The organism is Algihabitans sp., assembly GCF_965226985.1.
Taxonomy (GTDB): Bacteria; Pseudomonadota; Alphaproteobacteria; order Kiloniellales; family DSM-21159; genus Algihabitans.
Map to the genome: position 1 here is coordinate 4,303,458 of NZ_OZ245712.1, position 19,928 is coordinate 4,323,385.

The window sequence follows — 19,928 nt, forward strand, 5'->3', positions numbered from 1 at the left end:
CTGCGTCCCGCGACTCAGATGCATCCGTTCGCGGTCATGCCGAGACGGTAGGCGCTGCTCATCTCGTGCTGACGGATGGCTCCAGGCTTCCCGAACTAGAGGTCCAGCAACAGCGTTTCCGGATCCTCGATGGCCTGCTTGACTTTGACCAGGAAGCCGACGGCTTCGCGCCCGTCGACCAGCCGGTGGTCGTAGGAAAGTGCGACGTACATCATCGGACGGATTGCGACTTCGCCTTTTACGGCGATCGGCCGCTCCTCGATCTTATGCAGCCCGAGGATTCCTGCCTGAGGCGGATTGAGGATGGGGGTGGAAAGCAGAGAGCCGAAGATTCCGCCGTTGGTGATCGAGAAGCTGCCGCCCTGCAGTTCCTCCATCTTGATCTTGCCATCGCGGGCACGGCCGGCAGCGTCGGCCAGTTCCGCTTCCACGCTTGCGAAGGATTTGGCGTCGCAGTCGCGGATCACCGGGACCATGAGGCCCTGCGGTGTGGAGACCGCCATGCCGATGTCGAAGAACTTGTTATAAACGATCTCGTCGCCCTCGATCCGGGCGTTGACCGCCGGGAAGGCTTCCAGGGCCGCGACGCAGGCCTTGGCGAAGAACGACATGAAGCCAAGCTTGACGCCGTGCTTCTTCTCAAAGGCCTCCTTGTGGCGACCGCGCAGCGCCATCACGCCGCCCATGTCGATCTCGTTGAAGGTGGTCAGCATCGCCGCGGTGTTCTGCGCCTCCTTCAGGCGCCGGGCGATGGTCTGGCGCAGCTTGGTCATCTTGACCCGCTCTTCGCGCGCACCGGCTTCAACGGCTGGCATGGGGGCTTTGGCGGCCGGAGACGGCGCCGGAGTCGAGGCCGGCGCGGCGCGGCTGCGCAGGGGCTTGCGCCCCTCGATCACGTCGAGAACGTCTTCCTTGGTGATGCGGCCTTGCGGTCCGGTGGCATCGATCAGGCTAGCGTCCAGGCCGTGCTGCTCGACCAGACGCTGAACCGCGGGCGAGAGGTGCTGGGCCGAGGGCGGTGTTTGATCCGCAAGCCAACCGCGCAGGTCACCGGCCGTGATCTTGCCGCCGGCACCGCTGCGCGCCACGGCGGCGGGATCCAGTCGGTCGGCAGCAGTGGCGACGGCGGGTGCTGAGCCGCTAGCCTTCGCGGGTGCCGTTGCCGCAGAGCCTGCTGGTGCGCTGCTTTCCGTTGCCGGGGAAGCGGAAGACGATGCGGCAGGCGCCGCGCTGCCAGCCGAGATACGGGCCAGCAAGCCCCCGGCTTCGACGGTCGCGTCCTCCTCAGCCAGGATTTCGCTGAGCACGCCATCGCTGGGCGCATTGACTTCCAGGGTGACTTTGTCGGTCTCCAACTCGGCGATGGCTTCGTCGGCCTTGACGGCCTCGCCGGCGCTCTTCAGCCACTTGGCGACGGTTGCTTCCGTCACGGATTCGCCGAGGCTGGGAACCGGTACGTCGACGCTTTGGCCGTTACCGCTATGAGTGGCTCGGTCACTGACGGGTTCGGGTGCACTGGCGGTGGCGACCGCTGCAGCCGGCTCGGATTTTGGCTCGGCCTGGGTCGAGGGCTTGGCGGCTTTACCGTTACCTTCGCCGATGCGGGCGAGGACGGCGTCGACCTCGACGTTGTCGCCTTCGCTGGCCAGGATTTCACTCAACACACCGGCTTCCGGCGCATTGACCTCCAGAGTGACCTTGTCGGTCTCCAGTTCGACCACGGCCTCGTCGGCGGCAACGCTGTCGCCGACTTGCTTCAGCCACTGGCCGATGGTGGCCTCCGTCACCGACTCGCCTAGAGACGGGACCTTGATCTCACTCGCCATCTTGTACCTTCTCCTGCGCGGCGTTCCCCTGGCCTCCCAAGGTGGCCAGAACCGCTATCGGCTGCCTGTCCAAGCACGTGAGTGACTTGGGCTCGCTTGACGGGGCGGATCGAGTCACTCGGCCGCCTGTTTTGTTTTGCCGCGTTGTTTGGCGGCCGTCTGTGCCGTGCTCTTTTGTCCTGCCTCGTCGACCTTGCGCGAGGCGATGCGGCCGAAGTGGGACAGACCCACGGTCAAGGCCTGATCGACCAGTTCCGCCTGTTGCTCGACATGGCGCGAATGCTGGCCGGTTGCGGGCGAGGCCGCCACGCGGCGACCTGCGTAGCGCGGGCGCGGTTGGGTGAAGCCCATATCGGCCGCGATCTCCTCGATGAATTCCGCGGCAAAGGACCAGGCGCCCATGTTGCGTGGCTCTTCCTGGCACCAGACCAGTTCGCAGTGCTGGTAGCCTTCGAGTTCCTGCACCAAAGCGTCGGCGGGGAAGGGATAGAGCTGTTCCAGACGCAGAATGTGAACGTCGTTCTGGCCGCGTTTTTCGCGCTCTTCAATCAGGTCGTAGTAGACCTTGCCGGAGCAGAGCACGACCTGCCGCGCCTTCGCCTTCTTGCTGGGCGGCGTCGGCTCGGCGAGGATCCGGTGGAAGGAACTCTGTCCCGACATGTCGGACAGACTGGACACCGCGCGCTTGTGGCGCAGCAGCGACTTCGGCGTGAAAACCACCAGCGGCTTGCGGAAGTTGCGGTGGATCTGCCGGCGCAGGGCGTGGAAGTAGTTGGCCGGCGTGGTGCAGTTGACGACCTGGATGTTGTCCTCGCCGCAGAGCTGCAGGAAGCGTTCGAGCCGGGCCGAGGAGTGCTCCGGCCCTTGGCCTTCGTAGCCGTGGGGCAGCAGCATGACCAGTCCGGACATGCGCAGCCACTTCGCCTCACCTGAAGCGATGAACTGGTCGATGATGATCTGCGCGCCGTTCACGAAGTCGCCGAACTGCGCTTCCCAAAGCACCAGTGCCTGCGGCTCGGCCAGGGAGTAGCCGTATTCGAAGCCGAGAACGGCCAGCTCGCTCAGAGGGCTGTCGATGATCTCGACCTTGCCTTGGCTCTCGCCGACGTGCTCCAGCGGTTTGTAGGTCTCTTCCGTTTTCTGGTCGATCCAGGCGGCATGCCTTTGAGAGAAGGTGCCGCGGTTGGAGTCCTGACCGGTCAGGCGGATCGGCTGACCTTCCTGGGCCAGTGTGCCGAAGGCCAGGGCCTCCGCCGTCGCCCAGTCGACGCCCTCGCCCGAGGAGATCATGGTCTTTTTGGCCTCGAGCTGCCGGGCGATCTTGCGGTTGATGGCGAAACCCTCCGGAACGCGGGTCAGCGTCTCGCCAATGTCCTTCAGCGTCTTCAGCGGAACGGCCGTCTTGCCCCGTCGGGCGTCGTAGCCGCGCGCCTTGTCGAAGCCGGCCCAGGCGCCCTCGAACCAGTCGGCGCGGTTGGGCTTGTAGGCCTTGGCCGCGTCGAAGTCCCGGTCCAACCGCTCCCACATCTCCCGTACGATGGTCTCGGCCTCGCCTTCCGCCACCACGCCCTCGCGGACCAGGCGCTCCGCATAGAGGGTGCGCACGGTCGTGTGCTTCTTGATGCGGTCGTACATCAGGGGCTGGGTGAAGGCCGGCTCGTCGCCCTCGTTGTGGCCATGCCTGCGGTAGCAGAACATGTCGATCACGACGTCTTTTTTGAAGGTCTGCCGGAACTCCGTCGCGATCCTGGCGACGTGAACGACGGCTTCGACATCGTCCCCGTTCACATGAAAGATCGGGGCCTGGATGATCTTGGCCACGTCGGAGCAGTAGGGTCCCGAGCGTGCGTTGACCGGATTGGTGGTGAAGCCGATTTGATTGTTGACGATGAAATGGATCGTTCCGCCGATGCGGTAGCCCTTGAGCTCCGACAGATCGAGCGTCTCCGGAACCAGACCCTGGCCCGCAAAGGCGGCGTCGCCATGTAGCAGCAGGGCCATCACCTGGGTGCGGTCGCTGTCGCCATGCTGCATCTGCTTGGCCCGCACCTTGCCGACGACGACCGGATTGACTGCTTCCAGGTGCGACGGATTGGCGGTCAGCGACAGGTGGACGGTGTTGCCGTCGAACTCGCGGTCGCTGGAGGTGCCCAGGTGATACTTGACGTCTCCCGAGCCGCCGACATCCTCGGGGTGAGCCGCGCCGCCGCGGAACTCGTGGAAGATCGCCTGGTAGGGCTTACCCATGAAGTTGGCCAGCACGTTGAGCCGGCCGCGGTGGGGCATGCCGAGCACCACCTCCTTCAGGCCCAACTGGCCGCCACGCTTCAGGATCTGCTCCAGGCCGGGGATCATCGCCTCGGCCCCTTCCAGGCCGAAGCGCTTGGTGCCCGTGTACTTCTTGTCGAGGAACTGCTCGAAGGTCTCGGCCGCCGTCAGACGCTCCAGAATCGCGCGCTTGCCCGGCACCGTGAAGGCCGTGCGGTTCAGGGCCTCGTTCTCGATGCGCTCCTGGATCCAACGCTTCTGATCGGGATCCTGGATGTGCATGAACTCGACGCCGATGGAGCCGCAGTAGATGACGCGGCAGATCTCGACGATTTCATGCAGGGTCGCGACTTCCCGGCCCAGGACGCCGTCGATGAAGATCGGGCGGTCCAGGTCGGCCTCTGAAAAGCCGTAGGACAAGGGATCGAGTTCCGGATGCGCGACCCGCTGGGTCAGGCCCAGCGGATCCAGTTCGGCCTCGAGGTGACCGCGCACCCGGTAGGCGCGGATCAGCATGAGCGCTCGGATCGAATCGACCGTTGCCTGACGGACATGATCCGCCGCTAGCGTCTCGCCGCTGGGCATGGGCCGGCTTGTCTGGATCGCTGGAGCGGCGCCGTTACCGCTTGGTCCGGCGACGGTCTCGGTTGAGGCGGCAGGCGCCGTCCCGCTGCTTAGCAGCCGGCGTGCACCCTGGTCCAAATCATCGAAGAACTTGCGCCAGACGGCATCCAGAGACTCTGGATCGGCTTGGTAGGCATCGTATAGATCGAAGAGCTGGCTGGCGCCCGGGCCGAGCAGGAGTGAGGCTTCGTCCGGGTCTTGGGAGGCACGGGCAGAATCCGTCATGCGTGTCTTTTCGGCTGGGCCTGTCCGCCGAGACGGCCCCCGCCGCCCTTCGTTCGTCTGCCGGCGACCTTGGCCGCCGTTTCCTGGTTGACGGCGGCTCGGGCCGCCGGGCGCTCGGTGTTGCACCTGGGATTAAGACACCGAGTGCGACACCATTCCGTTAACAGCATACAGCGCAAAGCTGCGCCTTGTTTGCACGTGTTACAAGGTTCAGCTTCCGAAAGCCGTGACCATTGTGCTGCCCAGGCTGGCCGGAGACTCGGCGACGTGAATGCCGGCCTCGCGCAGAGCGGCGATTTTGTAGTCCGCCGTGTCCTTGCCGCCCGAAACCACCGCGCCGGCATGGCCCATGCGGCGCCCCGGCGGCGCGGTCACGCCGGCGATGAAGCCGACGGTCGGCTTCTTGACCTTGGCATCGGCCAGAAACTCGGCGCCCTTGACCTCGGCGTCGCCGCCGATCTCGCCGATCATGATGATTCCCTCGGTCTCCGGGTCGTCCAGGAACATCTTCAGACAGTCGACGAAGTCCGTTCCGTTGACCGGGTCGCCGCCGATGCCGATACAGGTCGACTGGCCCAGTCCCGCGGCGGTGGTCTGAGCCACTGCCTCGTAGGTCAAGGTGCCGGAGCGCGAGACGATACCGATCTTGCCGCGCTGATGGATATGACCGGGCATGATCCCGATCTTGCAGGCATCCGGCGTGATGACGCCGGGGCAGTTCGGACCGATCAGGCGCGTGTCGGACTCGACCAGCCGACGCTTCACCTTGATCATGTCCTGCACCGGAATGCCTTCCGTGATGCAAACCGCAAGACGGACGCCGGCGTCTATCGCTTCCAGGATCGCATCGGCCGCGAAGGGCGGCGGTACATAGATCACGCTGGCATCCGCACCGGTCTCGTCGACCGCGTCCGCCACGGTGTCGAACACCGGAAGATCGAGATGGGTCGTGCCACCCTTATTCGGGGTCACGCCGCCGACCATCTTGGTGCCGTAGGCAATCGCCTGCTCGGAATGAAAGGTGCCCTGGGCTCCGGTGAAGCCCTGACAGATCACCTTGGTGTTCTCGTCAACCAGAACGGCCATGATTTATGCGGCCTCCTTCACGGCCTTGACGATCTTTTCCGCGGCGTCGGCCAGATTGTCCGCCGAGACGATCGGCAGGCCCGACTCCGCCAGGATCTTTTTGCCCAACTCGACGTTGGTGCCCTCCAGGCGAACGACCAGCGGAACATGCAGGGAGACTTCCCGCGCTGCGGCGATCACGCCCTCGGCGATCACATCGCAGCGCATGATCCCGCCAAAAATGTTGACGAGAATGCCTTCGACGTTCGGGTCGGAGAGAATGATCTTGAAAGCTGCGGTCACCCGCTCCTTGGTGGCACCGCCGCCGACATCGAGGAAGTTCGCCGGCTCGCCACCGTAGAGCTTGATGATGTCCATCGTTGCCATGGCCAGGCCGGCGCCGTTGACCATGCAGCCGATGTTGCCGTCCAGCTTGACGTAGTTCAGCTCGTGGCGCGCGGCCTCGAGTTCCATCGGGTCTTCTTCGTCCTCGTCGCGCATGTCCTCCACGTCCTTGTGGCGGAACAGCGCGTTGTCGTCGAAGTTCATCTTGGCGTCGAGGGCCAGCATGCCGCCATCGCCGGTAACCACCAGCGGATTGATCTCCACCTGCGAGGCGTCGAGCTTGATGAAGGCTTGGTACATGCCGATCAGGAACTTGACCGCGGCTGAGACCTGCTTGCCCTCCAGGCCGAGGCCGAAGGCGATCTTGCGGGCTTGATAGGGCATCAGGCCGAGGGCTGGGTCCACGGGTTCCTTGATGATCTTCTCGGGCTGCTCCGCGGCGACTTCCTCGATCTCCATGCCGCCTTCCGTGGAGGCGACGATCACGACGCGCCCGACGGCGCGGTCGACCAGCATCGAGAGATAGAGTTCCCGCGCGATATCGCAGCCTTCCTCGACATAGAGGCGTTTGACTTCCTTGCCTTCAGGACCGGTCTGCTTGGTGACCAACACCTTGCCCAGCATGGCGCGGGCGGCTTCGGCCACCTCCTCATTCGACTTGCAGATGCGCACGCCGCCCTTGCCGTCGGGATCGCCGGCAAAGTGACCGGCACCGCGGCCACCGGCGTGGATCTGCGCCTTGACGACAGTGACGGAGCTGGACAGGTCGCGTGCGACGGCGACTGCCTCGTCCGGCGTGTAGGCGACGCCGCCCGTGGGCACCGCCACGCCGAACGTCCCGAGCAGACCCTTGGCCTGGTATTCGTGGATGTTCATGCGTGCTTTCGCTCGATGATAGGGCTCTCAGACAGAAAGCCGGGGGAGAGGCGAAATCGCCGCCGCCTCCGGAAGTCCGCCGCAAGGCAGTCGAGGAGACGGTCCGCTCATCGCCAGGAAGAGTTCCGCTCCGGCACCGGCCCGACACCCGGTCCAGCTCCGCAGCGCGGCGCACTTTAGCAGTCTCGCGCTGCAGTGCAACCGGCTGTCTGACAGCGGATTGGGGCACCACCGAAGAGGGATGGCGGACCGCGACGGCTTCGGGGCCGATCGTGGAGCTTGTAGCCATTGCTTGAGGCTCGCAGCTCGATCTCTACGACTTGTCCACCCCATTCTTCGACTCTAAGACTCGGTCATGAGCAAGCTGACCGAGCAAGTATACCGGACCCTGCGGCGCCAGATCATGTCCGGAGACTTGGCGCCAGGCTCCCAGATCAAGGAGGAGCGGGTTGCAGCCGGACTCGGCGTGAGCCGCACGCCGGTGCGTGCGGCCTTTCTGCGCCTCATCGAGGATGGGCTTCTGGTCAGCCGCCGCAGTCGTGGCGCTTTTGTTGCCGAGTGGACGGGCCGCGATATCGAAGAGATCTTCGAACTGCGCATCCTGCTCGAGGCCCATGCGGCCGGTTTGGCTGCCGTGCATGCTTCACCGGAGCAGATCGTCGAGCTGCGCGCGGCCACGGAGGCCATGCGGCGATGCCTGGAAGACAAGCCGCTGGACTTTCTCAGTGCAATCCAGACTGCGAACAGCCGCTTTCATCGCACGTTGCTGGAAGCCAGCGGCTCGCCGCGGCTGCGGGCGCTGGCCTCAACCCTGGTCGACATTCCGATGGTCGTCGGCGCGTTCTATGTCTACAGCGACAGCGATATCGAACGCTCGATCCAGCATCATCTGGACCTGCAGGTCGCCATTGAGCAACGCGACCGTGCGCTGGCTCAAGAAATCATGAGCGTGCATCTGCGCATGGCCTACCTTGTCTTCATGCGATCCCGCCAGCCTGGTGGGGGTGAAGGCTTCTCAGAGGCCGAGGCGGACCTTCCGGCCGAGTCTGACTCCGAGACGACAACGGCGCTGGTCAAGGTCGAGAGTTAGCTTGGATGCGCTAAGGCACGCCACTGATGCCAGCGGTGTCTGCCCAATCTCCGTGCAGCGGTGCTGTCATGAGGCCTGATTGCGGGCCTTCGCGCTGCGACCGGATCGCCGTTCGAGCTGACGCTTGATTGGCTGTGCCAGCAACAGAAAGACGATCAGACCTATTAGAATCAGCGAGATCGTGCTGGAGAAAAGAAAGGAGAAGTCGCCACGCGAGATGAGCAGGGAGCGCCTGAGTTCGGCCTCTGCCATCGGGCCCAAGATGACCGCCAGTACGGCCGGCGCCAAAGGGATTCGAAGTTTCTCCATGACATATCCGATCGCACCGATGCCCAGCATCAGCCAGACGTCGAACAGACTATTGTTGATGGCGTAGATCCCAATGGCCGCCATGGCGACGATCATCGGGGCGAGCAGGAGCGGCGGCATACGTAGGACGTGGATGAAGATACGCGCGCCCAGCCAGCCGATGCAGAACAGCATCATGGCCGTGATCAGCATCGCAAGCATGAAGCCGTAGGTGACCGGTGCCGTTTCCCGAAACAGGGCTGGGCCCGGCTGCATGCCGTGCACCAGAAGTCCCCCCAGGATAACGGCTGCGACCGCGTTGCCCGGAATGCCGAGCGTCAGCGCTGGAATAAGGGCCGAAGCGTTGTCGGCGTTGTTCGCGCACTCGGACGCCGCCACGCCTTCCGGCGCACCCTTTCCGAAGCGATCGGGCTCGCGCGCCGTGCGCCGTGTCTCGTTCCAGGCGATGAGCGAGGCGATGTTACCGCCGGCGCCCGGTACGATCCCGATAAGGACGCCGATGGTGGAGGCGCGCAGCCACGTGGGAAGCAACGAACGCCAGGTGAAGGCGGCTTGTTCCTGCTCCACATCTCGCCCAAGGTCTCTCGGCACATCGTCGGGTTTCACCAGAGTGGCCTTGGCGGCCAGATCGAAGGCCGGCGGGATGGCGTAAAGGCCAGTCAGCAGCACGAGAATGCTGAGGCCGCCGGTGAGGTGCAGAAGATCGAAGGTGAAGCGCTCGTTACCGGTCATCTGGTCGATGCCGATGGTGCCGAGGATCAGACCGAAGCAGGCGCTTAGAAGGCCCTTCACCGGATTGTCCGACAGCAGCACGGCGATCGCGGTCAGGCCGAAAACCGCGAGCCAGAAGACCTCGGCCGGACCGAAACGCAGCGCGACCGCTGCCAGAGGCGGCGCCAGGAGGATCAAGGCGAGCGCGCTCACGACCCCGCCGATGGCGGAGGAGGCAAGGGCGATTCGCATTGCCCGGATCCCGTGCCCCTGCTGTGCCATGGGGTAGCCGTCGAACACGGTGGCAATGCCGGCCGGTGTGCCGGGAATGCGGAGCAGAATCGCGGGAATTGCGCCGCCGTACATCGCACCGTTGTAGATGCCGGCCATCAGACCGAGGGCCACCAGTGGCGGCATGGTGAAGGTGAGCGGGATCAGCACGGCGATGCCCATCGTCGTCGACAAGCCGGGCAGCGTACCGATCGCTACGCCTGCGGCGGTGCCGACGGCCATCGCCAGAACGACTTCGACGGAGAAGACGAGGGGGAGGGCTTGGAGCAGATATTCGATCACAGTCGCGGCTCAAGCGAAGAGCGACTGCCAGACCTCGGCCGGCAGAGGCCGGTTGAGGAACAACACGAACACGATATACAGCAGGCCGGTGAAGATCAGCGTTCCGACCGCCAAGCCTTGCGGTCTGCGATAACCGGTCGCCCAAGCGATACCGGGGACTAGAAACGCGAAACTCGTGAAGAAGCCCAGAGTCGGGACCGCCACGGCAAGCACGAGGGCTCCGGCGGCCATGAGCCCAAGACGTCTAAGCTCCAACGGCTCGATGATCAGAAAACCGCCGCCGCGCAAGCGCGCGGCGAACGCTTGTCCTGCCCAGAGCAGACTCAGCAGGCTGGCGGCCGCGAAAACGGCCGTTGGCAGATAAGCGGATTCTTTCGGAAAACCCCAGGCTTCGATAGTGCCTGCGATACAGAGACACATCAGGCCCAGGGCTACCATCATTTCGAGCGTTGCACGCCGCATCGATCCAGCCCTCGCAGCACCGTCACATGGCAGCACTGTCACATGAAGGAGCGTCGGCAGCGCCTCGACCCGGAGCGGCTGCCGACGCAGGGTGCTACTACTGCGCCGCCCAGGGGCTCTCCTTCCAGAGTGTGAGATAGCTGTCTCGCGCCGTCTTGAGCATGGTCTCGTAGGCATCGGGCGCGAGAAAGCGGAGCGGCAGCGACTGTTCCGCGGCAACTTTCTGAAACTCCGGGTCGTTGACCGCTTTCTCGATAGCGGCTGCCACTTGCTGAAGGATCTCCTCCGGCACGCCTGCCGGGGCACCGATGCCGCGGCTGGACCCTTGGACAATGTCGTAGCCCTGTTCTCGGAAGGTCGGCACTTCGGGCATCTTGGACCAGCGTTCGTCGGCCATCTGGCCGAGCGGGCGGATCAGGCCTTCTTCGGCGTAGGAAACCGCTTCGCCCATGTTGAAGACGCCAAGCGTGATGTGACCGCCTAGCAAGGCTGCACGCACTGCGGATGCGCCGGGGAAGGGTACGTGGGTCATCTCGATCCCGGCCTGTCGCTGCAATGCCAATGCCGCGAGGTGATCGTCCGAGCCGATCCCGGTTGTACCGAAGGTTACCGCGTTTGGATTCTCTTTCGCATAGGCGATCAAAGCGTCCAGAGTCTCGAATTCGTTCTCTTGCCGGACGTGAAAGCCGCCGGGGTCGTCGACAACGTTCGCGATAGGGGAGAAGTTCTCCAGCTCATAGCGAGTATCGCGCTCGATCGGGATGGTCACCAGGTTTGGTGTATTGAGAAAGCCGATGGTGTAGCCGTCCGGCTCAGCTTGGGAAATCTCCGTGAATCCGACTTCGCCCCCTGCACCGGGCTTGTTTACGACAGTGATCGAGCCCCCGAGATAGGTCTCGATGAAGGGGGCGAGCGAGCGGGCGGCGACATCGGTTCCACCGCCCGCACTGTAGGCGACGATCATTGTGATCGGTCGTTCCGGGAACTCCGCCTGTGCGTGACTGGCCGCCGTAAGTGTAGCGACGCCGACAGCGCAAGCCATCGCGGCGTTTCGCAGAAATCCTGTCATCTTTCCTCCCAAAAGGCTTTGCCGCTTGTGCGGCCATGTTTGTATTTTTTTTGTGCTTAAAATCAGATCATGGAATGGAAGACCTTCGCAAGAGATTTCTTTTCCAAACGATATTGCGCAGTAAAATTCCGCAAATTAGCAATTTTTATGCAGATTCATGCGTTATGGTTGAGCAGCGAAGAGAAATTGCTGGACAGGTTGTTCCATATTGTTCTTTTTTTGCATGAATTGGAGGTGGCAGATGCGCATTGGGATTATCGGTGTCGGCGAGGTTGGGCGGTGTTTCGCGCCGGCTTTGTCACAACTCGGCAGCGCACCGATCCTGCTCTGCGATCCCCGGCCGACACGGGCAGCGGAGGACCTAGCGCGTGACCTGGGTGCCGGCTTGGTCGGTTGTGCGTCGGAGGCACTGGGCGCTTGCGATCTGGTGCTGAGCTGTGTCAACGGCGCTGCCGCAGGCGAGATTGCCGCCACCGTCGCAGACTGCGATGCGCCAGGGCAGGTTCTGTTCGATTTCGCAACTGCGTCACCGCAGGTGAAGCGCGATGCCGCCGACGCGCTCCGCAGGTGCGGGCGTCACTACGTCGATGTCGCCATCATGGGGGCTGTCTCGATCGGCGGGGTTGAGACACCGCTGCTGGCTGCAGGCGACGAGAACGCCGAAGCGGTGCAATCGGCGCGCGATCTTATGCTTCGGGCCGGCTTCAGATTGGCTTGGTTGGCTGAGGCCAAGCCTGGAGATGCGGCGTCTCTCAAGCTTTTGCGCAGCGTTTTTACCAAAGGGCTGGAGGCCTTGGCGGTGGAATGCCTGGTTGCGGCCGAACACTTCGGCGTGCGGCATGCCCTTTACGAAGTGCTTTCTGACGTGGATGGGACGCCGCTTCCCGCGTTTCTCGAGATGCTCGTCTCCACGCACCTGTTACACGCCGAAAGACGGTTGGCGGAAGTCGAGCAGGCTGAGTCGCAATTGCGGGATGCCGATCTGCCAGTCCGGCTTCTGCCGTGCATACGCGGCCTTTTCGGCGCGACCGCGACGGCCATGGCCCAGGAGCGACTGACGGAAACACCTTCGCCGGGTGAGGCTTTGAAAAGGCTCGAGACCATCGGCAAGTCGGTCGGGCGCGTAGCCAAAGATCAAAGCACGGCCCGCACGGAAAATCGTGAGCCGGGGCCTCGGTGTTAGCCGGTTCGCGGTCGATTGCCAGGCTGCCAGTCACCGTGCTGCCAGTCACCGGGGGCACAGGTTGGTCCGGTACGACAGATCATCGGAATGACTGAAAACCAACGCGAGGGAGGTAAATGAGAGGATGCTGAGAGTTGCCAAAGAGGTGATGGATAAGTTCGCCGAGGTTGGTACGGCCACGATCCATGAGGCGCAGGGGCAGATCGGCGCCATGGACAATGCGATCAAGCCGATCGATCCGACCCGACGACTGATCGGCCGGGCGTTGACCGTCGACACCCGACCGGCGGACAACCTGATGATTCACTATGCGCTGACCAAGGCGCAGCCCGGCGATGTGCTGGTGGTCGATGCCAAGGGTTTCACCGAAGCCGGTCCCTGGGGCGATATCCTGACTCTGGCCGCCCAAAAGGTCGGGCTAAGCGGTCTGGTGATCGACGGCATGGTGCGGGACGCCGATGTGATCGTCGAGCTGGGCTTTCCGGTGTTTTGCCGTGGGCTTTCGATCAAAGGCACGAACAAGGCGCAGCCGGGCCGTGTCAACGAGGCCGTGCTCTGCGGCGGCGTAACGGTCAACCCGGGCGACGTTGTCGTCGGCGACCGTGACGGCGTGGTGGTCGTATCTGCTGAACGTGCAGAGGAGGTTCTGGCCGCTTCGGAAGCGCGTGAGGCAAAGGAAGAGGCTATGCGCGCGGACCTGAATGCAGGCAAGACGACAGTGGAGTTGCTGGGGCTCGAACCGCTGCTCAAGCAGATGGGGGCGCAGTGACGCATGGCTGTGGTTGCCGTGCTCGACCCCATTGCGGACAGCGCCATGGCGCTCCTGCGGCGGCATGTAGAGGTGCTGCCGCCACCTGCTGCGAGCTGGCCTGAACGAGCTGACGGTATCGTGGTGCGGGCCTCTCCTGTCGGGGCTGCCGCGATCCTGACTGCCTCTCGCCTGCGGGTTATCGGCAAGCATGGCGTCGGCACGGACAACATCGACCTGGAGGCGGTGGCTCAGCGACAGGTTGTCGTTGCGAAGACACCGGCCGCGAATGCCGACGCCGTGGCCGAGCTTGCGATAGGCTTCATGCTTGCTTTGCTCCGCAGAGTTGCCTGGCATGATCGCGGCATCCGTATCCAGGCATCTTCGGCCGCGCCGCCCGTCGGACGCGAACTGAAGGGTGCACGTTTGGGGCTGCTTGGCTTCGGTGCCATTGGACAGCGGGTGGCGCGCATCGCCCGGATGGGTTTCGAAGCGGAGGTAGCGGCCTATGATCCATTCGTTCAGCCGCCGCGCGACCTGCAGGTTCGCATGCTCGACAGCGCGAGTGCGCTCTGTGCTCAGAGCGACATACTTTCGGTCCACCTGCCGCTGACGTCGGAGACCCGGGGGCTTGTTGGAGCACGTCTTCTGTCAGCCCTGCCGCAAGGCGCCTTCGTCGTCAACACCGGGCGCGGCGGTGTGGTCGAGGAGGTGGCATTGCTGGCCGCCCTGCGAGGCGGCCGGCTCGCGGGTGCAGGCCTCGATGTTTTCGAACAGGAACCGCCGACTGCGGAGTTAGCCCTGTTGGAGCATCCGAACGTCGTCACCACACCTCATATCGGCGCCTCGACACGTGAGGCGATGGAACGCATGGGCCGGTCGGTCGTGGAGCAGGTGCTGGACGTCCTAGGCGTCGAGTGGCGCCGGGAAGAGGAGAGGCATGCCTGACAGCGCCAGCGACGTATTCGACATCCCGGCTGACGTCCTGCAGCGAGAGACGGCAAGGATCTTCCGAGGTCACGGCCTGCTGCCGAACGATGCGGACTGGGTGGCGGAGGCCTTGGTTGAGGCGGACCTGCGGGGCATTCATTCTCATGGCGTGACGCGGGTCCCGATCTACACCGAGCGTTTGGCGCGGGGACTCTTCAATCCGCGGCCGAATGTTTGTGTTGTGCGCCAGGGTCCCTCGGTCGTCTCGGTCGATGGCGACAACGGAATGGGGGCGGTGGTTGGGCGCCGTGCAGTGGCGGCAGCGGTCGATGTTGTCGCCGAGACTGGCTGTGCCGCTGTAGGGGTCCGCAACAGCAATCACTTCGGTATCGCAGCACTCTATGCCGAACAGTTGGTTGCCCATGGCTTCATCGCATTGGTCTGTTCCAACGCGCCGCCGACTATGGCCCCACATGGTGGTCGGTCGGCGCTGTTCGGTACCAATCCTCTGGCGTTCGGCGTGCCGGCGCCCGGCGAGAGGCAGATCCTTGCCGACATGGCTACATCTATCGTCGCTCGCGGCAAGATCATCCTGGCACAGCAGCGCGGTGAGGAGATTCCCCTGGGCTGGGCGCTTGACCCTGATGGTCGGCCGACCAAGGATGCCGCAACTGCATTGAATGGCGTGGTTCTGCCATTTGGCGGGGCAAAGGGGTCGGCCATCGCACTGCTTGTCGATATCTTGGCCGCCGTCATGACAGGTGCCGGTTTCGGAACCGATCTGCCGGACTTCTATAACGACCTCGACAGACCCGGCAATCTGGGTCACTTCCTGCTGGCAATCGACCCGGCCCGCTTTGGCGAGCGTGACCGCTTCCTTGAGCGTCTGGGCCGCTACATTAACATGATCGGCGATTGCCCGCCGGCCGAGGGCTTTGAGCGTGTACAGCTGCCAGGCGAAGTCGAAGCCGGGTTGAGGCGTAAGCATCTGTCGTCCGGCGTGCCCCTGTCGCAGGATATCCTGCTCGGGCTCAGGCAAGCGGCCGGCCACGCCGACGTCTCGCTTGAGCTCTAGGCCCCCAAGCGTTTGATCGACGACTGGTACGGCGCGGTACCGGGTCAAGGAGTCGAGCGGATCAGTGCCGGAAGTGGCGGAGGCCGGTGAACACCATGGCCAGGCCGGCGTCGTCGGCCGCCGCGATCACCTCCCCGTCCCGAACCGATCCGCCTGGCTGGATCACTGCCGTGGCGCCGGCCTCGACGGCGGCCAGCAGACCGTCCGCAAAGGGGAAGAAGGCATCCGAGGCGACCACGCAGCCTTTGGCGGCTTCCGCTCCGAAGGCTTGCTCCGCCTTGATGGCGGCGATCCGGGCGGAGTCGACGCGGCTCATCTGGCCGGCACCAATTCCTAATGTCGCCCCGGCCCGCGCATAGACGATGGCATTGGATTTGACGTGCTTGGCGACGCGGAAGGCGAAGAGCAGGTCGGCGGTCTCGGCTTTCGTCGGCTGGCGTTTCGTCACGACCTTCAGCTGCTCGGCCGCGACGCGGCCCGCGTCGCGGCTCTGAACCAGCAGGCCGCCGGAGACCGTCTTGGCGGTGATGCCTGCTTCGGTTGGATCCGGCAGCCCGCCGGTAACCAGCAGCCGTAGGTTCTTCTTGCCCGCCAGCAGGTCCCGTGCCTCTGCCTCGACCTCCGGTGCGATGACGACTTCGGCGAACAGCGCTGCGATCCGCTCCGCCGTGGCCGCGTCGAGCGGGCGGTTGACCGCGATGATGCCGCCGAAGGCGCTGACCGGATCGCACGCCAGCGCCTGCTCGTAGGCATCGCTCAGCTTCTCGCCCTCTGCCACACCGCAGGGGTTGGCGTGCTTGATGATCGCCACTGCCGGCCGTTCGAACTCTGCGACCAGTTCGAAGGCGGCATCGGTATCGTTGATGTTGTTGTAACTGAGTTGCTTGCCTTGAAGCTGCTGAGCCGAGGCGACACCCGGTCGGGGTGTCGCCGTGCGGTAGAAGGCGGCCTCCTGATGCGGATTTTCGCCGTAGCGCAGGGTCTCGGCCCGGTTACCGGCCAGGGCGATCTCCTTCGGGAGTGGATCGCCGAGCTGCTGCGCGAACCAGCCGGATACGGCGGCATCGTAGCCGGCGGTATGGGCAAAGGCCGTGGCGGCCAGGCGGCGGCGCAGGGCGGCTCCAGTCCGACCCTGCTTCTGCTTCAATTCGGCCAGGACGGCGGGATAGTCGGCCGGGTCGGTCAGCACGGCCACGCCGGCATGATTCTTGGCGGCGGCACGGATCATGGCGGGCCCGCCGATATCGATGTTCTCGATGCAGCTTTGGAAATCGCCGCCGCCTGCGACCGTCTCGCGAAAGGGGTAGAGATTGACCACCAGCAGGTCGATCGGCTGGATGCCGTGGGCCGTCATCTGCTCGACATGAGCCGGATCGGAGCGCTTTCCGAGCAGACCTCCGTGAACCAGGGGATGGAGAGTCTTGACGCGGCCGTCGAGAATTTCGGGAAAGCCTGTGATCTGTGCGACCTCGACAACCGGCAAGCCGGCCTCTGCGATAGCTTTGGCCGTGCCGCCAGTGGAAATCAACTCGACGCCCTCTTCGTGAAGCGCGCGCGCCAGATCGATCAGTCCGTGCTTGTCGGAAACGCTCAGCAACGCGCGGCGCAGCGGAATCGCGTCGAGATCGGGGGTGAAGGTGTCGCTCACGTCGGCAGCACTGCTCATCGGTCGGTCGCCTTGCGTTCTTTCGGTTCTTGAGAGTGAGGTTGGCGGGGCTACACCGAATCCTGGGCCTGTGCAACGCCGCCGCGCAGCCAGACCAGAAAGGCGCCGGTCAGCAGGGCGGCTGCGGCCAGTGGAAGCCAGGGCTGCCAGAGCTCAGCCGCGACCGCCAGTGCCAACAGCAGAAGGTTGAAGCCGCCGATGGTCAGGCTGCAGGCGCCATGGCTCAGCCTGCGCTCGACCGCGCGTTGATAGGCATGGCTGCGATGGGCTTCCCAGGGCCGTTCCCTTCTCAGCAGACGCAGCAGCAGCGTGGTGGTGGCGTCGGCCCAATAATAGGCCGGTAGGATCAGCGCGGCTGCCCAGGCTCCTTCACCTGCCGCGATCACCAGAAGCCAACCGAGCAGGAAACCGAGCGGCACCGAGCCGACGTCGCCCAGAAAGACCCGCGCGGGTTGCCAGTTCCAGGGCAAAAAGCCGGCGACCGCGCCGATCAGCAAGAGGGCGATGGTCAGTGTGGACAAGGGCCAGTCGCCCAGCAGGCCCAGGACGAGGACGCCCAGTGCGACGGAGATCGCCTCGACGCCCGAGATGCCGTCGATTCCGTCCATGAAGTTGAAGAGGTTGATGAACCAGATCCAGATCAAAGCTGTGAAGAGAAGATCCGCCCAAAGCGGCAGCATTCCCTGTGTGATCGGCTGAGCGCCGACCATGCCGCCGATCGCCAGCAGGACGGCGGCCAGCTGCACCGAAAGCCGCAGTCCGGCCGGCAGGCTCTGCTGGTCGTCCCTCCAGGAGACCATGGCCAGAAGGACGGCACCGACCAGCACCGTCCAGAGGCCGGGCAGGCCAGCGCTTCCGAAAGCCGCGCCCCAGAGCGCCAGGACCACCAGAAAACCTCCGACGAGAGGCAGTCCGCCTCCTCTCGGAGTCGGTTCGCTGTGACTGGAGCGCGCATTCGGTCGATCCAAGGCAATCTCGCGCAGCTTCGGCAGAATTCGCCCGGTCGCCCACCAGACGAAGAGAGCGAGCAGCATGGCAGCCGCAACTGCCGCCGCCGGTGTCGGCACCATCTCGATCACACCCCAACCCCGATCATGTGCTTTGCTGTTCTTTGGCCTTTGGATCGCGGCTTTTCGTTTCGCGCCGAAGCGCCCACTTGACCCTCATCCCCTCGGGCGGGCAGAGCCCGGTCAGCACGACCTGCTGACTACGTCGTTCGGCTCCGCCGCCGTGATAGACCGAATCCTCCAGGCTGATGTCGGCGCCTGCGGCGCGCAGACGCCACCCGCCCGCCTTGGCCAGCCGCAGCAGCGCACCGCCGCCCGACAGCAGCGAGACCTGAACGTCGGGGTGGAGATGGAAGCGGATCGCAAAGGACAGGTCGCGCTTTTGCGCGTTTCGCTCGACCGGCTCCAGGCGATCCTCACCGCGCAAGTCCTCTCCCCCCGCACTCAGGTAGAGACGGCGAACGTGACGCAGGCCGAAGCGGTCGAGGTAACCGTCGTGGGCAGCTTCCACCCAGACCGCTCCCTCGGCTTCGTCACGCTCGCAGTAGGGGATCGCGGCCCGCGCGCTCATGCCGCCGCCTCGATTCAGGGGCGAGGCGTTCGTATCGCCGAGCGTCAAGGTCGAGTGGGCCGGCGTGCCGCGCAGAAGCCGGCGATAGGGTTCGGGAAGATCGGCAGCGCCCGGGCCGCAATTGACGATCATGCGTTCGCGCGCCACCGACAGCTCGAAGGCCAAGGTGCCGGCATGGGCATCGCGATCCGACCCAGGCGGAGGCGGCGGACCGGCGTCCAGGATGATCAGGCTGCGGCCGCTTTGCAGCCGTTGAAAGCCACTTTGGGGCGCGGACATCCGTGGCCTGCGTCGGGCATCGGCCCGTTGCAGGACCAAATCGACCTTGAAGCCCTGCTCCGGCAGGCTGCCGTTGAAGAGAGCCAGACCGCCGTCGCCGTGCTGATAAAGGCGAAGCATCGGCGCCATCGCCTCGATCGCGGTGACCAGGTTGGAGGGCACGGTCCGGCCCGCGGCGTGCAGTGTTGCCCGCAGGTCGATCAGGTCGCGCAGCATCGCCAGATGATGCGCCGGGCTGCGTTCGATCTGGCCGCCGTCGGGCAGGATCTGACGGGCAAGTTCGATTTCGAGTAGAGTCAGCCCACGGCGCATTTGAGCGAGACAGCCTGGCAAGCAAGCGCCGGCGATAATCAACCCGCGTAGAGCGAGAACCAGATCAGCGCCGCTCAAGCCGGCCGGCAGTACGCGTCCCAGATGCCGCGTCTGACGGGCGGCGGAATGCAGAAGGTCGCGGCGAAATTCCGTCTCGGCAGAGGCCGCGAAGAAATCCCACTGTCCAAGCCAGTGCGATAAGCGGCGCGACGTGGTCAGAGGGGCCCAAGCGCGCCGGTCGAAACGGCTGTGCTGTGCAAGCCAGCTCTCTGTCAGTTCCCGAGCGCGGCGTCTGGCACTATCGCCCGCAGTCGCGCGCAGATCGCGCAACCAGGCGAAGCTGTGGAGTTCCTCCAGCCAAGCGCTGCCCGCATCCGGGGGGTGCCAGAGCGGTTGAGGGTCTCGAAGCGTTTGGGCGTCCAGCGACCAGCTGCCGTCCAGCAGGGCTGCACCGGCATCGACGTCGCCTGGCCAGGGATCGGGCGGCGTCGCCTGCGGCGTGATGGCGTCGCAGCCGGCAAGCGTCCAGTCGTAGACCGGCAAGGTGAACAGGGGGCTCTTGGCGGCGTAGGCCAGGCGTCCAAGCAACAGGCCGCGCGGCAGGTTCCAAAGCTTGCGCAAGCGGATGAAAAGGCCGGGTTCTCCGGGTGATTTTCGCGAGGGCCTGCGGTGCGCTTCCGGCGCCGGGGCCTCTGCCAAGCCGCGTTCGCCCAT

General features: G+C 64.6%; 15 protein-coding genes. 5 read left to right on the forward strand and 10 right to left on the reverse strand.

The window, feature by feature from the left end; genetic code table 11:
• Positions 1–95 precede the first annotated feature (95 nt).
• The 4 genes from odhB to sucC form a co-directional block, all read right to left on the reverse strand.
• Positions 96–1,826 (reverse strand): 2-oxoglutarate dehydrogenase complex dihydrolipoyllysine-residue succinyltransferase, encoded by a 1,731-nt coding sequence (gene odhB / locus ACO054_RS19780; RefSeq protein ID WP_421708307.1) that lies wholly within the window; start codon positions 1,824–1,826, stop codon positions 96–98.
• A 114-nt stretch (positions 1,827–1,940) separates the two neighbouring features.
• Positions 1,941–4,943 carry a 2-oxoglutarate dehydrogenase E1 component gene (locus tag ACO054_RS19785; RefSeq protein WP_421708308.1) on the reverse strand — a complete coding sequence of 1,001 codons (3,003 nt, stop codon included), beginning with the start codon at positions 4,941–4,943 and terminating at the stop codon, positions 1,941–1,943.
• 210 nt (positions 4,944–5,153) lie between these two features.
• Positions 5,154–6,029: a succinate--CoA ligase subunit alpha gene (gene sucD / locus ACO054_RS19790; RefSeq protein ID WP_421708309.1), complete on the reverse strand. Its 876-nt coding sequence runs from the start codon at positions 6,027–6,029 to the stop codon at positions 5,154–5,156.
• A 3-nt stretch (positions 6,030–6,032) separates the two neighbouring features.
• Positions 6,033–7,229: an ADP-forming succinate--CoA ligase subunit beta gene (gene sucC, locus ACO054_RS19795; RefSeq protein ID WP_421708310.1), complete on the reverse strand. Its 1,197-nt coding sequence runs from the start codon at positions 7,227–7,229 to the stop codon at positions 6,033–6,035.
• Between the two features lie 355 nt (positions 7,230–7,584).
• Here sucC and ACO054_RS19800 point away from each other — a divergent pair, with 355 nt between their 5' ends.
• Complete coding sequence (locus ACO054_RS19800) at positions 7,585–8,319, forward strand: GntR family transcriptional regulator (protein WP_421708311.1); 735 nt, start codon at positions 7,585–7,587, stop codon at positions 8,317–8,319.
• A gap of 66 nt (positions 8,320–8,385) precedes the next feature.
• Here the strand turns inward: ACO054_RS19800 and ACO054_RS19805 are convergent, their stop codons facing one another.
• The 3 genes from ACO054_RS19805 to ACO054_RS19815 form a co-directional block, all read right to left on the reverse strand.
• Positions 8,386–9,912 (reverse strand): tripartite tricarboxylate transporter permease, encoded by a 1,527-nt coding sequence (locus ACO054_RS19805; protein ID WP_421708312.1) that lies wholly within the window; start codon positions 9,910–9,912, stop codon positions 8,386–8,388.
• Positions 9,913–9,921: 9 nt separating this feature from the next.
• The gene (locus ACO054_RS19810; RefSeq protein WP_421708313.1) at positions 9,922–10,374 is read right to left on the reverse strand and encodes a tripartite tricarboxylate transporter TctB family protein; all 453 of its coding nucleotides are present in this window, start codon (positions 10,372–10,374) and stop codon (positions 9,922–9,924) included.
• A gap of 97 nt (positions 10,375–10,471) precedes the next feature.
• Positions 10,472–11,443 carry a Bug family tripartite tricarboxylate transporter substrate binding protein gene (locus ACO054_RS19815; protein ID WP_421708314.1) on the reverse strand — a complete coding sequence of 324 codons (972 nt, stop codon included), beginning with the start codon at positions 11,441–11,443 and terminating at the stop codon, positions 10,472–10,474.
• 241 nt (positions 11,444–11,684) lie between these two features.
• Here ACO054_RS19815 and ACO054_RS19820 point away from each other — a divergent pair, with 241 nt between their 5' ends.
• From ACO054_RS19820 to ACO054_RS19835, 4 genes are all read left to right on the forward strand, one after another.
• The gene (locus ACO054_RS19820) at positions 11,685–12,626 is read left to right on the forward strand and encodes an NAD(P)-binding domain-containing protein (protein WP_421708315.1); all 942 of its coding nucleotides are present in this window, start codon (positions 11,685–11,687) and stop codon (positions 12,624–12,626) included.
• Positions 12,627–12,717: 91 nt separating this feature from the next.
• Positions 12,718–13,395, forward strand: a complete 678-nt coding sequence (locus ACO054_RS19825; RefSeq protein ID WP_421710392.1) for a 4-carboxy-4-hydroxy-2-oxoadipate aldolase/oxaloacetate decarboxylase — start codon at positions 12,718–12,720, stop codon at positions 13,393–13,395.
• A gap of 3 nt (positions 13,396–13,398) precedes the next feature.
• Entirely contained in the window at positions 13,399–14,322 is a 924-nt protein-coding gene (locus tag ACO054_RS19830; protein WP_421708316.1) for a hydroxyacid dehydrogenase, read from the forward strand.
• The gene (locus tag ACO054_RS19835) at positions 14,315–15,379 is read left to right on the forward strand and encodes an Ldh family oxidoreductase (protein WP_421708317.1); all 1,065 of its coding nucleotides are present in this window, start codon (positions 14,315–14,317) and stop codon (positions 15,377–15,379) included. The genes ACO054_RS19830 and ACO054_RS19835 overlap by 8 nt, the downstream gene beginning before the upstream one ends.
• A gap of 61 nt (positions 15,380–15,440) precedes the next feature.
• Here ACO054_RS19835 and purH read toward each other — a convergent pair whose 3' ends face one another.
• From purH to ACO054_RS19850, 3 genes are read right to left on the reverse strand one after another with little or no spacing between them, the layout of a single operon-like run.
• Positions 15,441–17,045 carry a bifunctional phosphoribosylaminoimidazolecarboxamide formyltransferase/IMP cyclohydrolase gene (purH, locus tag ACO054_RS19840; protein WP_421708318.1) on the reverse strand — a complete coding sequence of 535 codons (1,605 nt, stop codon included), beginning with the start codon at positions 17,043–17,045 and terminating at the stop codon, positions 15,441–15,443.
• Positions 17,046–17,095: 50 nt separating this feature from the next.
• Entirely contained in the window at positions 17,096–18,115 is a 1,020-nt protein-coding gene (locus tag ACO054_RS19845; protein WP_421708319.1) for an MraY family glycosyltransferase, read from the reverse strand.
• Between the two features lie 22 nt (positions 18,116–18,137).
• The gene (locus ACO054_RS19850; RefSeq protein ID WP_421708320.1) at positions 18,138–19,928 is read right to left on the reverse strand and encodes a heparinase II/III family protein; all 1,791 of its coding nucleotides are present in this window, start codon (positions 19,926–19,928) and stop codon (positions 18,138–18,140) included.